The 13403-nt window shown below is 73.0% G+C and carries 14 protein-coding genes; 7 read left to right on the top strand and 7 right to left on the bottom strand.

What is annotated here, in order from left to right; translation table 11 throughout:
- Positions 1-491: 491 nt before the first annotated feature.
- The 3 genes from AC24FB_RS07015 to AC24FB_RS07005 all read left to right on the top strand — a co-directional run bounded on the left by AC24FB_RS07015 (position 492) and on the right by AC24FB_RS07005 (position 4316).
- Positions 492-1640, top strand: coding sequence for an endonuclease/exonuclease/phosphatase family protein (locus AC24FB_RS07015; protein WP_425715713.1), 1149 nt, complete (start codon positions 492-494; stop codon positions 1638-1640).
- 244 nt (positions 1641-1884) lie between these two features.
- Positions 1885-2916, top strand: a complete 1032-nt coding sequence (locus tag AC24FB_RS07010) for an endonuclease/exonuclease/phosphatase family protein (protein ID WP_425715714.1) — start codon at positions 1885-1887, stop codon at positions 2914-2916.
- 173 nt (positions 2917-3089) lie between these two features.
- Positions 3090-4316 carry a GNAT family N-acetyltransferase gene (locus AC24FB_RS07005; RefSeq protein ID WP_425715715.1) on the top strand — a complete coding sequence of 409 codons (1227 nt, stop codon included), beginning with the start codon at positions 3090-3092 and terminating at the stop codon, positions 4314-4316.
- A 14-nt stretch (positions 4317-4330) separates the two neighbouring features.
- Here AC24FB_RS07005 and AC24FB_RS07000 read toward each other — a convergent pair whose 3' ends face one another.
- The 4 genes from AC24FB_RS07000 to AC24FB_RS06985 all read right to left on the bottom strand — a co-directional run bounded on the left by AC24FB_RS07000 (position 4331) and on the right by AC24FB_RS06985 (position 7472).
- Positions 4331-4903: a DUF4287 domain-containing protein gene (locus AC24FB_RS07000; protein WP_425715716.1), complete on the bottom strand. Its 573-nt coding sequence runs from the start codon at positions 4901-4903 to the stop codon at positions 4331-4333.
- A gap of 270 nt (positions 4904-5173) precedes the next feature.
- A complete protein-coding gene (locus AC24FB_RS06995) occupies positions 5174-6298 on the bottom strand; it encodes an IS30 family transposase (protein ID WP_425713196.1) in 1125 nt (374 codons plus the stop codon).
- Positions 6299-6391: 93 nt separating this feature from the next.
- On the bottom strand, positions 6392-7009 hold the full coding sequence (locus AC24FB_RS06990; protein WP_425715903.1) for an MBL fold metallo-hydrolase: 618 nt from the start codon (positions 7007-7009) through the stop codon (positions 6392-6394).
- Positions 7010-7037: 28 nt separating this feature from the next.
- Positions 7038-7472 (bottom strand): Ohr family peroxiredoxin, encoded by a 435-nt coding sequence (locus tag AC24FB_RS06985; protein ID WP_425715904.1) that lies wholly within the window; start codon positions 7470-7472, stop codon positions 7038-7040.
- Positions 7473-7547: 75 nt separating this feature from the next.
- On the opposite strand from AC24FB_RS06985, the gene AC24FB_RS06980 reads away from it, so the two are divergent.
- Entirely contained in the window at positions 7548-8657 is a 1110-nt protein-coding gene (locus tag AC24FB_RS06980; RefSeq protein WP_487561428.1) for a VIT1/CCC1 transporter family protein, read from the top strand.
- 42 nt (positions 8658-8699) lie between these two features.
- Positions 8700-9836 (top strand): glycerate kinase family protein, encoded by a 1137-nt coding sequence (locus AC24FB_RS06975; RefSeq protein ID WP_425715906.1) that lies wholly within the window; start codon positions 8700-8702, stop codon positions 9834-9836.
- A gap of 170 nt (positions 9837-10006) precedes the next feature.
- Here AC24FB_RS06975 and AC24FB_RS06970 read toward each other — a convergent pair whose 3' ends face one another.
- The 3 genes from AC24FB_RS06970 to AC24FB_RS06960 all read right to left on the bottom strand — a co-directional run bounded on the left by AC24FB_RS06970 (position 10007) and on the right by AC24FB_RS06960 (position 11057).
- On the bottom strand, positions 10007-10342 hold the full coding sequence (locus AC24FB_RS06970; protein ID WP_425715907.1) for a hypothetical protein: 336 nt from the start codon (positions 10340-10342) through the stop codon (positions 10007-10009).
- Positions 10343-10426: 84 nt separating this feature from the next.
- Complete coding sequence (locus AC24FB_RS06965) at positions 10427-10777, bottom strand: type II toxin-antitoxin system PemK/MazF family toxin (protein WP_425715908.1); 351 nt, start codon at positions 10775-10777, stop codon at positions 10427-10429.
- Positions 10764-11057 carry a ribbon-helix-helix domain-containing protein gene (locus AC24FB_RS06960; protein WP_425715909.1) on the bottom strand — a complete coding sequence of 98 codons (294 nt, stop codon included), beginning with the start codon at positions 11055-11057 and terminating at the stop codon, positions 10764-10766. The genes AC24FB_RS06965 and AC24FB_RS06960 overlap by 14 nt, the downstream gene beginning before the upstream one ends.
- A gap of 109 nt (positions 11058-11166) precedes the next feature.
- On the opposite strand from AC24FB_RS06960, the gene AC24FB_RS06955 reads away from it, so the two are divergent.
- Positions 11167-12858, top strand: coding sequence for a nuclease-related domain-containing DEAD/DEAH box helicase (locus AC24FB_RS06955; protein ID WP_425715910.1), 1692 nt, complete (start codon positions 11167-11169; stop codon positions 12856-12858).
- 102 nt (positions 12859-12960) lie between these two features.
- Positions 12961-13338, top strand: a complete 378-nt coding sequence (locus AC24FB_RS06950) for a PH domain-containing protein (protein WP_425715911.1) — start codon at positions 12961-12963, stop codon at positions 13336-13338.
- Positions 13339-13403 lie beyond the last annotated feature (65 nt).

Genomic DNA, 13403 nt, shown 5'->3' with positions numbered 1-13403 from the left:
TGCTGCTCCCCCTGGTCGGGGGTGCGCGGATCGGGGTCGGCGGAGGTCACGGGCGTCCATTCTTCGGCATCGGGCCACCAGGATGCACCGGGAATCGGGTGACGAGGGGCGCACGGGGCTCGTCGGGGGCAAGCTGTGTGCGCCGAGTGAGCGGGATCCGTGTCGAACAGTCTGTCTGTGTGCCGAACAGAGGGTTGGTGTGTCGAACAGTCGGTTTGTGTGTCGAGAGGACCCCCGCCGCCCGACGTCTCGGTGCGTTGACCGACTCCTCGGCGGGGAACCGACTCCCCGGTGCGTTGACCGACTCCTCGGCGCTGAGCCGCACGCAGGCTGAGCCGCACTCTCGGCGGGAAACCGACTCTTCGACGACGAACCCCCCGCCGCTCAGCCGCACTCTCGACGCCAACCCCGGGAACGGGGACCGCTACCCCGGGTCGGACTCCCCGCCCGGGGGTGGCTCGACCACGGTGCCGTGACCGACGATGGAAGGTATGCGCAGGGGGGCGAGGGTGATTGCCGTGGTCGCGGCGGTGCTCGTCGCGCTCGCGAGCCTGTACTCGCTGCGCCCCCTGTGGCTGAGCGAGCGGATCCCGGTGGCGCAGGTGGTCGCGCTCAAGGGCGTCCTCGCCGCCGTCCTCGTGGGGCTCGGTCTGGCGATCGCGCTCGCGGCGGGGCTCGTCGTCCACGCCAGAAGTCGTCGGCTGCGGGTGAACTCGGCGGACGAACCCGGGGCCCGGCGCCGGACCGCGCGCATGACCACCGCGGTGACCGTGGTGCTGGTGGGCGGCGTCGTCACGGCGCTCTCCGGCGTCGCGCACGGGCTGGCGCTCGCCGATCGGGGCACGTCCGGCGGGCTCGGACCGGTCTCGGACGACCCGCCGACCGCGGACTCCTTCACCGTCCTCACGCTCAACACGCTCGGCGGGGCGAGCTCGCCGTCCGACGTCGTCGCGCACGCTGTGGCCACCGGCGCCGACGTCCTCGCCCTGCCCGAGACGCCCGCCGAGCTGGCCGTGCGGATCAGCGACGGACTCGAGCAGCGCCTCGGTGAGGGCTTCACGTCCTACACCGACGGGTCCGGCCCCATCGGGTCGACCTCCCTGGTGGTGGCGGACGCGCTCGGGCCGTACGAGCAGCTGACCGGCGCGACCACCGGCGGGTTCGGGCGCGTCCACCTCGACCCGGTCAGCGACGACCCCGACCAGCCCGCCCTCGTCGCCGCCCACCCGATCCCGCCCGTGAGCGGCAACATGGCGGCCTGGCGCCAGGAGAACCTCGCGATCCTCGGTACCTGCCAGCGGGCAGCGCGGCCCACCGTCATCGCCGGCGACCTCAACATGACGCTCGACCACGGCACGCTGGTCGGCATCGACGACCCGGGCGGCCGCTGCCACGCCGCGGGCGTCGACGCCGGGATCGGGGGGATCGCCACGTGGCCGACCTCCTGGCCGACCTGGGCCGGCGCCGCGATCGACCACGTCCTCGTGGCGGGAGGGCTGCGCGGGGTCTCCGGCACGGTGGACGAGGTCGGCGGGTCGGACCACCGGGCCGTGGTGGTCGAGGTGCGGCTCGTCACCGCCGCGGAGACCAGCGTGCCGCGCGTGCCGGGCGGCGAAGGTTCGGACGCCCGGTCGCGCTGAACCCGATATCCGGGTACGACAACGACCACCACCCCCGACGACGACGAACCGCGCGTTCGACCACCGTGGCGGCTCCCAACCGCAATCTCGACGACGACGAACCGCAATCTCGACAACTGTGGCGACTCCCAACCGCAATCTCGACGACGACGAACCGCAATCTCGACGACGGGGGAGGGGCGCGTGACCGGTTCGAGACCCCGTTCCTGCGGACCCCCGCGCGCGGGTACGGGACACTGACCCCGTGCGCATCGTCATCTGGATCGTCGTCGCGGTGATCGGGCTCCTCGCCGCCCTCACGCTTGATCCCGAGCTGCCCGGGCGGATCGTCCCTCCCCTTGAGGGGCTCTCCGGGATCGCACCGATCGCCCAGGTGGTCGCGCTCAAGGGCTGGCTCGTCCTCACCCTCGCGGTGATCGGGGTCCTGTTCGTCGGCATCGGACTCGTGCGGCGCCAGCTCATCCAGGCGGGCACGGCGATCATGGTGCTCGGCGGCATCCTCGTGGTCGTCGCGATCGGCCACCTCGCGATCATGTTCGACCGTGGCACGTCGGCGGCCACGGAGATCAGCCGCACCGACGACACGGCCGCCGCGCCCGACGCCGCCCTGACGATCCTCACGGTCAACATGGAGGAGGGCGACGTCGAGCCGTCCGACCTCTCCGCACCGATCGTCGACCAGGGCGTCGATGTCGTCGTCCTGCCCGAGATGCTCGAGGAGAACGCGACGGCGCTCGCCGCCGAGCTCACCGAGTCCGGGCACCCGTTCACCGCCTACGGGGCGGGGTCCGCCACCGAGGACCGGGGCGCCACGGCCGTCCTGCTCGCCGACTCCCTCGGCGGCTACGTCCCTGTCGACGCCGAGCCGACCGCCGAGGCATTCGCCCTGCGCCCCGTCTCCGGGGTCGGGCCGACGATCGTCGCCGTCCACCCGACCGCGCCCCGGCCGGACGAGATGGACGTGTGGCGCCAGGAGGTCGAGCAGGCGCTGACCTGGTGCCGCACCGGCTCCGGCCCGGTCGTCGTGGCCGGCGGGCTCAACGCGACCGTCGACCACGCGCCCGCCCGGGACCTCGGCCGCTGCGTCGACGGCGCCCAGGAGGCCGGCCTCGGCGGCGTGGCCACGTGGCCCGCGAACATCCCGTGGTTCTTCGGCTCGCCGATCGACCGCATCCTCGTCGACGAGGCCAGCTACCGGGTCGCCGAGGGCGCGGTCTTCGACGTCGGACGGGCCACGCACCGCGCACTTGTCGTGCGGGTCGAGCCGGTCGGCTGAGCGTCCGGCCGCAGATCTGGCGAGTGAGCGGATGACCTTTGCGCGGCACTGAGCCGCACTCTCGACGACGAGACGGGGTCGGGCCGCCGAGGCGGTGGGTGCGAACGCGGTGGCGGCGTCGTCGGGGGAAAAATCGCGTGCGGGCGCGCGCCCGCCGGCGCCATCCTTCCCGCATGACTTCCACCGACGCACGTGTGACGGTCGAGCGGCCGGCGGGGCTGCCCGCGGACGTCCACCTGTTCCACCTCGCGGCGCCCGCGGCCGAGGAGCTCGACGCCGGCGCCGCGCCGTCGGCCGCCTTCCGCGCCCTGACCGAGATCGACGGCGAGTACCTCCTCGAGCGGCTCGGCGACACGGACCTGCTCGGCGACCCCGGTACCCGCCTGCGGACGTACGCCGACCAGACCTCGGTCCTCCGGGTGGGGATCGTCGCCGCCACGGGGCCGGCCGCCGACCGGCTGGCCGCGGACGGCGCGACCGCGACACCCGCTGCGGTGGCCGCCGGCGCCGAGGACCCCGGGCCGGGGACGGACGACGTCGTCGGGTACCTCGCCCTCGACCTCGACCTGCTCGACAACACCACCTCGTGCGGCGTGGAGGTCTACGTCCGCGCCCCGCACCGGCGCCGCGGGATCGGGGACGCGCTGTGGCGGGCGGGGACGACGATCGCCCGGGCGGACGGCCGCACCACCGCCCAGGCGTGGGTGGACCACGAGGCGCCGGTCGACGGCGAGGAACCCCTGCGCCCGACGAAGAGCGAGGGGGCGATCGCCCGCGACCTGCCGGCCCGCTTCGCGATCGACCGCGGGCTCGTTCTCGAGCAGATCGAGCGCCACTCGGTCGTCCACCTGGCGGGTCGGGCCGACAACTGGCGCGACCTGCTGGAGGCCGCGCGCGCCCGGATGGCGCCCACGGACGAGATCGTCACCTGGGCGGGCGCGACCCCGGAGGCCGAGCTCGCCCACGTCGCCGAGCTCATGCGCCGGATGAGCACCGACGTGCCGCTCGGCGGGCTCGAGTGGGAGGAGGAGGCCTGGGACGCGGACCGCGTGCGGACCACCGAGGCCGCGCGGCTGGTGTCCGGCGGGCGCACCTTCCTGCACTCCGCGGTGCGCGACACGACCACCGGCGTGCTCGTCGCCTTTACCAAGCTGTCGATCCCGATCGGCCGGCCCGCCGCGTGGCAGGACGAGACGCTCGTGATGAAGGAGCACCGCGGCCGCCGCCTCGGGACCGTGGTCAAGCTCGCCAACCAGCTCGCCCTGCTCGAGCAGTTCCCCGCGGTCGAGCGGATCCACACGTGGAACGCGTTCGAGAACCGGCACATGCTCGACGTCAACCACGCCGTCGGGTTCGAGCTCGCGTCGCTCGCCGGCGCCTGGCAGGGGCGGCTCGGCTGACGATCAGGCGCCCCTCAGGCGGCCGAGAGCAGGTCCGCGAGACGGGCGAACGCCGTCTTCCAGGTCGACTTGAGCTCGGGGATCGCGTCGCCCGACGCGAGCCCCGTGTGCTGGACGGACAAGCGCACCCGGTGCCGGCCGTCGGCGCTCGGCTCGAGCCGGTCGATGCGCAGGGTGACCCGCTCGTCGCCGTCGGCGAAGCGCACCGACGTCGGCTCGGTCTGCCCCGTGACCTCGAGGTGCTTCTCCATCCAGTCGTTCCGCAGCGACTTCTCGGCGAGGTAGGGCCACAGGTCATCGGCCGTGACGTACAGCGTCTTCGACGCCGACGCCTCCCAGCCCCCGTCGCGCCGCTGCCCGGGTTCGCGCAGGCCGCGCGCCTGCTCGTACGCGACGGTCACGCCCTGCGCCCACCACCCGTCGACGTCGTGCTCCTCGCGCAGCCACGTCGCGATGCGGGTGTGGTCCCAGGTGGCGGCGTCCTCGGCGTCGAGGAGCGCGAACCACTCCTCGCGCGGGCGGCCCGTCGCCTCGCGCACCTTCTCGTCGCTCACCGTGTTGTCGATGGACCGCGCTCCCGAGGACATGTGATCCAACCTACAACCGGGGCACGACGACGAACAGCGCCGTTCGTCGTCGGACCGTGGCTGTGAGCCGACCCGGTGACAGGTCCGACCTCTGATCCGCACTCTCGAGCGCATTCATCGAAACTGCGGTTGGTGCACGAACCCCCGCTCGACCAGCCGGGGTGGCGCCGCGCCCGCTCATCGAGATTGCGGTTGGGGCCCCAACCGCAATCTCGGCGACGACGAACCGCAATCTCGACGGGTTGTGCGGCTCCCCACCGCAGGGCGGTTTCAAGTGGTTGTTGCAACGAGTAGGTCGTTGAGTCGTTTCGCTGGAGTCTGCCAGCCCAGTGTCATGCGTGGTCGTGTGTTGAGTTCGCGGGCGACGGCGTCGAGGTCGCGCTGGGCGTAGGTGCGGAAGTCGGTACTCGAGCGGGGAAAGTACTGCCGCAGCAGGCCGTTGGTGTTCTCGTTCGAGCCTCGCTGCCAGGGCGAGTGCGGGTCGCAGAAGAAGACCCGGCAGTCTGTCGCCAGCGTGAAGTGGGCGTGCTTGGCCATCTCAGCGCCCTGATCCCAGGTCAGAGTCGCGGCCAGCTCGGCCGGCAGGCGGCCCATCGTCTCGATCAGCACGTCGATCACCTGCTCGGAGACCCTGCTCTCCGGTAGAGCGCCGAGCATGACGTACCGCGTGGAACGCTCGACCAGGGTGATGATCGCCGACGCGCTACGCGCACCGATGATCAGGTCACCTTCCCAGTGCCCGGGCACGGCCCGGTCTTCGACCTCGGCCGGCCGGGTGCTGATGTTCAGGCCATGGGTCCAGGCCTTGCCCGAGTGTGCCGCCCGCGCGAGGCGGGACTGGGGGCGCCGCCTGGTCCGCCCGGTACGGAGTGCGACCTGGCGTGCGATCTCGCTGCGCAGCCCGCCACGAGCTTGGTAGTAGATCGCTTGGTAGATCGTCTCGTGGGACACCCATCGCTCCGGCCGGTCGGGATACTCCTGACGAAGCCAGTGTGCGATCTGCTGCGGAGACCACCGCTGTTCGAGCTTGTCCCGCACCAGGGGCCATAGCCGGCCGCGACCCGAGGTCACCCCGCGGCGGCGATCGCCGGTCAACTTGCCGGGCCTGGGCCTGCGGGCCCGCTTGTCGGCCCTGCGCTGCGCGTTCCGGCACGAGTACGCCCACCGGTAGGCGCCACCACGACCGGCGGGATTGGCCTGCCGGCGTCCCGCCGGGGAACGCGTCCCGGGTGTGTCCAGGTGAGCGCCCCGGTAGGAGTTATTGCGAGTGACCTCGCGCCACACCGTGGTCCGGTGACGACCGATCCGCTCAGCGATCTGCGGGAACGTCAATCGCTGACCGAACAGCGCCTCGATCTTCGCCCGCTCCTCAAGTGTCAATCTCTTCCCAGCCATCCGTACACCCTCCCAAGGCGCACGTTGCAACAACCGATTGAAACCGCCCAGTCTCGGCGTGCACCAACCGCAGTTTCGATGAAAAAGGCACGGCTACCAGCCGCGCGCCTCCCATGAGTCGAGCGCGGGGGCCTCGGCGCCCACCGTGGTCGGCTCGCCGTGCCCGGGCGCGACCGTCCACGCCAGGTCGAGGGTGAGGAGTCGCTTGCGGATCGAGGTGATGATCTGGTCGAAGTCGCTGTAGTCCCAGCGGGTGGCGCCCGGGCCGCCGGGGAAGAGCGTGTCGCCGGTGAGCACGGTGGCGGCGTCGGGCACGAGGAACGAGCAGGCGCCGGGCGTGTGGCCGGGCGTGTGCGCCACGGTGACCTGCGAGCCCGCGACGTCGAGGACCAGGTGGTCGGCGAGGTCGCCTGTGGCCACGTCGGGGTGCGAGCCCTCCCAGAGGAACCGGTCGGCGAGGTGGAGCAGCGGCTCGACACCCCACTCGCGGGCGAGCTCGGGGGCGGGACCGACGTGGTCCCAGTGGCCGTGCGTGAGGACGAGGCCCACCACGCGCCGGTCGCCGACGCAGGCGCGCACGGCGTCGGCGTCGTGGGCGGGGTCGACGACGAGGACCTCGCGCTCGTCACCGACCAGGTAGGTGTTGTTGGGGAAGGCCCCGCCGTCCGGTCCGGTGCCGACGATCTCGTGCCGTTCGACCTGGACGGACATGGCGGGGCCTTCCTTCAACGGTGGTGCGTCAGAGCGAGTCGACGGCGGTGACCGTCACGGGGACGTTGCCCCGGGTGGCCTTGGAGTAGGGGCACAGCTCGTGGGTGCGGTCGACGATGGTCTGCGCCTCGTCGATGCCGAGGCCGGGGATGTGCACCTCGTGGTCGACGGTGAGGGCGAACGACTCGCCCTCGGGGCCGAAGCCGACCTTGGTGCGGACGGTGGCCTCGGAGACGTCGACGTTCTTCTCCTTGCCGGCCAGGCCCAGCGCGCCGGTGAAGCAGGCGCCGTAGCCGAGGGCGAAGAGCTGCTCGGGGTTGGTCCCCTCGCCGGAGCCGCCCATGTCCTTGGGCGAGGTGAAGGTGAGCTCGAGATGGGGGTCCTCGGAGACGCCGGTCCCCGTGCGGCCACCGGTGCTGGTGGCGGTGGCGGTGTACACGATCTTGTCAGGTGTGTTGGCCATGTGAGCCAGCCCATCACCCTTCGTGCGGACCCGCAACAGGTGTCCGGCGCGTCGGGAGCACAATGGGTGATCGTGATGACCATGTCCCGTCCCGACGTGCCCGCCCAGGCGCCGGACCCGGCCCGGATCCGCCGTTGGCGAAACAACCTCGCCGAGGAGCGTGCCGAGGGCGCGACCTACCGGAACCTGGCCGAACGGAAGACCGGCGAGGAGCGCGAGATCCTCCTCGGGCTCGCCGAGGCCGAGAAGCGCCACGAGCAGCACTGGCTCGACCTGCTCGGGCCCCATGCCGAGCGGCCCGGCCGCGCCTCGATGCGCAGCCGCCTGCTCGCGTGGCTCGCGCGCAGCTTCGGGTCGGTGTTCGTCCTCGCCCTCGCCCAGCGCGCTGAGCTGAGGGCGAACTACGACGACGACGCCGACGCGACCGAGCGGATGGCCGCCGACGAGCGCGTCCACGGCGAGGTGGTCCGGGCGCTCGCCGCCCGCGGCCGGGCCCGGATGTCCGGCACGTTCCGGGCCGCGGTGTTCGGCGCCAACGATGGCCTGGTCTCCAACCTCGCGCTCGTCCTCGGGATCGGCGCCACCGGCGTGAGTACCTCCGTGGTGCTCGCGACCGGGATCTCCGGCCTGCTCGCGGGGGCGCTGTCGATGGGCGCCGGCGAGTACGTCTCGGTGCGCAGCCAGCGCGAGCTCCTCGAGTCCTCCACGCCGAGCACCCGCAGCGCCCACGTGGTCCCGGCGCTCGACGTCGACGCCAACGAGCTCTCCCTGCTCTACCGCGCCCGCGGCATGTCCGCCGAGGAGGCCGACGCGCACGCCCGCGCCGTCATCGCCGCCCACGCGCACCAGCCGGCCGCCGGCGCGGCGGAGGACGAGCCCCGGCCGGCCGAGGCCGCCTACGAGGAGGTCGGGACCGCCTGGCAGGCGGCGTCGTCGAGCTTCCTGTTCTTCGCCTCCGGCGCGATCATCCCCGTGCTGCCCTACCTGTTCGGCATGACCGGCCTCGCGGCCGTCGCGGTGGCGAGCGCGCTCGTCGGCGTCGCGCTGCTGATGACCGGCGCCGTGGTCGGCATCCTCTCCGGCTCCGCGCCGCTGCCGCGCGCGCTGCGCCAGCTCGCGATCGGGTACGGGGCGGCCGCGGTGACGTACATCCTCGGCCTGCTCTTCGGCGGCGCCGTAGGCTGAGCGGGCCATGAGGCGCCCCTGCCCGGACGAAGGAGTTCCCGCATGCTCGTGATCGTCGCCCCCGACTCGTTCAAGGAGTCGATCGACGCCGCCGACGCGGCCGCCGCCATGGCCGCCGGGATCCGCGACGCCGTGCCGGACGCCGAGGTGCGCGAGCTGCCGATGTCCGACGGCGGGGAGGGCTTCACCGAGTCCGTCGCCGCCGCGCTCGGGGCCCGCACGATCGACGTCCCCGTGCGCGACGCGCTCGGACGCGAGGCCACCGGGCAGGTCGCGATCGCCGGGCGGCGGGCCGTGCTCGAGGTGGCGACCGCCGTCGGGCTCGGGATGATCGACCCCGGCGAGCGGGACATCATGGGCGCCGACTCCACGGGGGTCGGCGAGCTCGTCCGGGCGGCGCTGGACGAGGGGGCGGGCGAGATCGTCGTGGGCCTCGGCGGCTCCGCGACCAACGACGCCGGCGCCGGCATGCTCCGCGTCCTCGGGGCGCGGTTCCTCGACGAGGCCGGGGCCGAGATCGGCACCACCCCGCGCGAGCTGGCGCGGCTGGCCGAGATCGACCTGTCCGGGCTCGACCCGCGCCTGGCAGACGTCCAGGTGCAGGCCGCGTGCGACGTGAGCAACCCGCTGCTGGGTGAGGCCGGCGCGAGCGCCGTGTTCGGCCCGCAGAAGGGCGCGACGCCGGAGCTGGTTGCCGAGCTCGACGAGATCCTCGCCCGGGTGGCGCGGGTCGCGGGGCACGAGGGCGAGGGCGGGGCTGCGGGCGTGCCCGGCGCCGGTGCCGCCGGAGGGCTGGGCTACGCCCTCATCGGGTTCCTCGGGGCGACGATGCGGCCGGGCGTCGAGCTCGTCGTCGACACCGTCGGGCTCGAGGCCGCCGTGGCCGGGGCGGACCTCGTGCTCACCGGCGAGGGGTCGGTCGACGCGCAGACGCTGTCCGGCAAGACGCCCGCCGGGGTGGCCGCCGTGGCCGCCCGCGCCGGGGTGCCGTGCGTGGTGCTCGCCGGTCGGGTCGCCGACGACGCGAGCGTCCTGCTCGAGCACGGGGTCACCGCGCTCGTGCCGATCGTGCCGGGCGTGACCGACCTGCCGACGGCGCTCGCCGAGGGCGGGGCGAACATCCGCCGTGCGTCGGCGACGGTCACCCGCATCTTCGCGGCGGGTCGCTCAACGACCTGACCGACCAACTCTTCGTCGAGATTGCGGTTGGTGCACGTCGAGATTGCGGTTCGTCGTCGCCGAGATTGCGGTTGGGGCCCCAACCGCAATCTCGATGAAAGGGGCGACTGCGGCTCAGGGGCGAGTCTCGTGTCGAGAGTGCGGTTCAGGGCCGCCCGGACAGGGTCGGCCTACTCGTCGAGGTCGTCCTCATCGTCGTCCCAGTCCCACTCCTCGATGACGACGACCTCCCACTCCTCGTCGTCCTCGTCGGTGTCCCAGTTCGCGCGGGTGACGGCCTCGGCGGCCTGCGTGACGGGGTCGTCCACGAGGACCACGAGCGGCGGGGTCATGAAGGAGGTGGCGATGGCGATGCCGTACCCGTCGGTGCGGCCGGGCGAGACCATCGTCCGGGCGGCGGAGGCGGCCACGTAGTAGGAGAGTGCGTCGGTGTCGATCGTCCAGGCGTTGACGGCGGGGGAGGGTGTCGGGTCGGACGGCATGGGGGTGGATCCGGAGTCGTGCACGGGTCCATCATGCGCACGATCTCCGACAACCGGCGACGTCGTTCCGCCGTGTCGCCGCTCACCGGTGCGAGCGGGCCACCACGGTCACCACAGGTCGAGGTGCACTCGCAGGGCGTCGTCGAGCCTGTTCTCCAGGTCGGCCGGCAGCCTGCCCACGGCCTCCCGGAGCCGGCGCACGTCGATCGACCGCACCTGCTCGGCCTGCGCCTTCGAGTCCTGGCGGAGTCCCGAGCTCCCGGCGGGGACGAGGACCTGGAACGAGTAGACGGCGGCCACGTTGGTCGTCAGCGGGACCACGGTGACGACGCCGTGCCTCCGCTCGACCGCGGCCGACGTCGCGCCGTCATTCCCGACGACGACGACCGGCCGGACCTTGTTCGCCTCCGCGCCCCGCACGGGCTCGAGGTCCGCCAGCCAGATCTCACCGCGCCGCATCGCCGCTCAGACCCTCATCGCTCAGCCCGTCTCCGCTCAGCCCATTCCCGCCGAGCCCGTTCCCACCCAGCCCGTCCGTGGTCGCCCGGTCCCACGCCTCGGACTCGTCGGACGCGTCCCACTGGTCGAAAGCGGCCGCGTACTCGGGCCTGAGCTCCTGCGCGCGCAGCGATCGCACCGCGCGCTGCAGTGCGGCGGAGCGGGACGACAGCCCGGCGCGGGCGGCGTACTCGTCGAGGAAGCGCACGTCGTCGTCGGGGATGCTCACACTGACCTTCATACCCGCGATGCTACTCCGGTAGCACCCCGCGTCGACGGGACACTCGACCCACCACCGGCCGAGCCACCGGCTGACCGCGCACGTCGCACCCCGCCGATAACGTGACGACATGGCCACGATGATTCCCGACGACGTGCGTTTCACGGCCGGTCTCCACGGGGAGGCGACGGTCTGGTCCGCCCTCCGCGAGCAGCTCCCGGAGAACGCCGTGGTCCTCCACTCGACGGCCGTGCGGCAGCAGGGCACCGAGCGCGAGGTCGACCTGCTCGTGCTGTGGCCGGGGGTCGGCGTCATCGTGGTCGAGGTCAAGGGCGGGTGGGTCGAGTACCGCGCCGGCGTGTGGCGCAACGGCCGCGGGCGCAGCGAGGCGCAGCCGATCGAGGACCCGGCCGACCAGGTCAACGACGCCCGGCACCGGCTCGTCGAGTGGCTGCGCGACCGGGGGACCGCGGCGAGGCGGGCGACGCAGGCGCGCTGGGTCAGCGTCGTCGTGCTCCCGGCGGTGGACGTGCCCGCGGACTGGCACCGACCCGGCCTGCCGCGGGAGTGCCTCGTGGGCCGCCAGGACCTTGACCGGCTCGCGGAGCGCCTCGCGGTCGCGGCGAACCTGCACGGTCAGGGCGTGCGCCCCCTGGACGACGACGACACCCACGCCCTCGTCGGCGCGATCGTCCCCGAGCTCGTCCCGGACGAGGTGCAGTTCCAGGTCGCCGACCAGGCCGAGGAGGTCCGACGGCTCACCGCCGAGCAGGAGGACGTGCTCGACGCGATCCGGGAGTTCCCGCGCGCCCGCGTGATCGGCGGGGCGGGCACCGGCAAGACCGTGCTCGCGCTGCGCAAGGCCCGCCAGCTCGCGCACGACGGCGAGCGGGTCGCGCTCATGTGCTACACCGTGGGGCTCGCGAAGTCGTTCGAGCGCGAGGTCGCCACGTGGCCGCGGAAGGACCGGCCGGCCTACGTCGGCACCTTCCACGACCTCGCCCACCGCTGGGGCGGCGCCGAGGGCGACAGCAAGGACCAGTCGTACTGGGAGGAGGCGCTCCCGGAAAGCCTGCGCGCCAACGCCGCGACCCTGCCGCGCGAGGAGCGCTTCGACGTGGCCGTCATCGACGAGGCGCAGGACTTCGGCGACTCGTGGTGGGACGCCGTCACGGCCTGCCTGCGCGACGGCGACGAGGGCGGCCTGTTCGTCTTCCTCGACGACGGCCAGAAGCTGTTCACCCGCCACGGCCGCGACCCCATCGACCTCCCCCCGGTCTCGCTCGTGCGCAACCTGCGCAGCTCGAAGCAGATCGCCCAGCTCGCCGGCGCGTTCGCCACCACGCCGACCAGCCCGAAGGCCCGCGCCCGCCGGCCGGTGCTCCACCTGGACGTCCCCGCCGAGGCTGCCGTGGACGCGGCGGACGACGTGGTCGACGCCCTCATCGCCGACGACGGCGCGGACGGCTTCACCGCCGGCCAGATCGCGCTCCTGACCACCGGGTCGCGCCACCCGATGCAGCCGAGCATCTACGAGGAGGAGGCGCGCGAGGCGTACTGGGAGGAGTTCTTCGACGGCCAGGAGGTCTTCTACGGGACCGTCCAGGGCTTCAAGGGGCTCGAGCGTCCGGCGATCGTCCTGTGCCTCAACGGCGTCCACGAGGCCGCACCGGCGCGGGACCGCATCTACACGGGCATCTCGCGGGCGACGACGCTGCTCGTCGTCGTCGGGCCCCGTGCTCTTCTCGAGGAGACCGGCGGCGAGGCGGCGCGACGCCGGCTCAAGGACGTGCGGCCGTGGACGGTGCCGGGCGACGCTTAGCCGGCGGATCCGAGGACCGGCCGACTACCGGGAACCGGGCCGGCACGGAAGGATCGTGGCCAGCGGGCGACGAGAGGGAGCCCGACGACGAAGGAGCGGCTTGTGGCTGTCGGACGGATCATCGACAACGCGTCGGTCATGGACATGGCCGAGATGGACGAGAAGTGGGGCCGGATCCTCGCGCACGGCGAGAAGTTCGAGCTCGGCTACAAGACCATCCGCGACCGGTTCATGTTCACGAACTACCGCGTGATCCTCATCGACGTGCAGGGCGTGACCGGGTCGAAGGTCGACTACCACTCGGTGCCCTACCGGGCGATCACCCAGTTCTCGCTTGAGACCGCCGGCACCGCGGACCTCGACGGCGAGCTGAAGTTCTGGGTGAGCAGCCAGGCCGACCCGTACGTGCGCAAGCTCGGCCGTGGCGTGGACCTGTTCGTCATCCAGGCGCTGCTCGCGGGGTACATCGCGCACGTGTGACGGGGTGGTGCGGGCCTTGACGGCCCGGTGACCCGGCGGTCCCGGCGACCGTTGCCGCCGGGACC

This window comes from Georgenia sp. Z1344, from assembly GCF_057652375.1.
Note: the sequence above shows the minus strand (reverse complement) of the source record. Positions and strands in the feature narration are given on the sequence as shown.

Coding starts and splice junctions, on each gene's coding strand:
- AC24FB_RS07005 (WP_425715715.1), top strand. CDS start 3,090: ATGACTTCCACCGACGCACGTGTGACGGTCGAGCGGCCGGCGGGGCTG.
- AC24FB_RS06985 (WP_425715904.1), bottom strand. CDS start 7,472: ATGGCCAACACACCTGACAAGATCGTGTACACCGCCACCGCCACCAGC.
- AC24FB_RS06955 (WP_425715910.1), top strand. CDS start 11,167: ATGGCCACGATGATTCCCGACGACGTGCGTTTCACGGCCGGTCTCCAC.
- AC24FB_RS06965 (WP_425715908.1), bottom strand. CDS start 10,777: ATGCGGCGCGGTGAGATCTGGCTGGCGGACCTCGAGCCCGTGCGGGGC.
- AC24FB_RS06995 (WP_425713196.1), bottom strand. CDS start 6,298: ATGGCTGGGAAGAGATTGACACTTGAGGAGCGGGCGAAGATCGAGGCG.
- AC24FB_RS06980 (WP_487561428.1), top strand. CDS start 7,548: ATGACCATGTCCCGTCCCGACGTGCCCGCCCAGGCGCCGGACCCGGCC.
- AC24FB_RS07015 (WP_425715713.1), top strand. CDS start 492: ATGCGCAGGGGGGCGAGGGTGATTGCCGTGGTCGCGGCGGTGCTCGTC.
- AC24FB_RS06975 (WP_425715906.1), top strand. CDS start 8,700: ATGCTCGTGATCGTCGCCCCCGACTCGTTCAAGGAGTCGATCGACGCC.
- AC24FB_RS07000 (WP_425715716.1), bottom strand. CDS start 4,903: ATGTCCTCGGGAGCGCGGTCCATCGACAACACGGTGAGCGACGAGAAG.
- AC24FB_RS06990 (WP_425715903.1), bottom strand. CDS start 7,009: ATGTCCGTCCAGGTCGAACGGCACGAGATCGTCGGCACCGGACCGGAC.
- AC24FB_RS06960 (WP_425715909.1), bottom strand. CDS start 11,057: ATGAAGGTCAGTGTGAGCATCCCCGACGACGACGTGCGCTTCCTCGAC.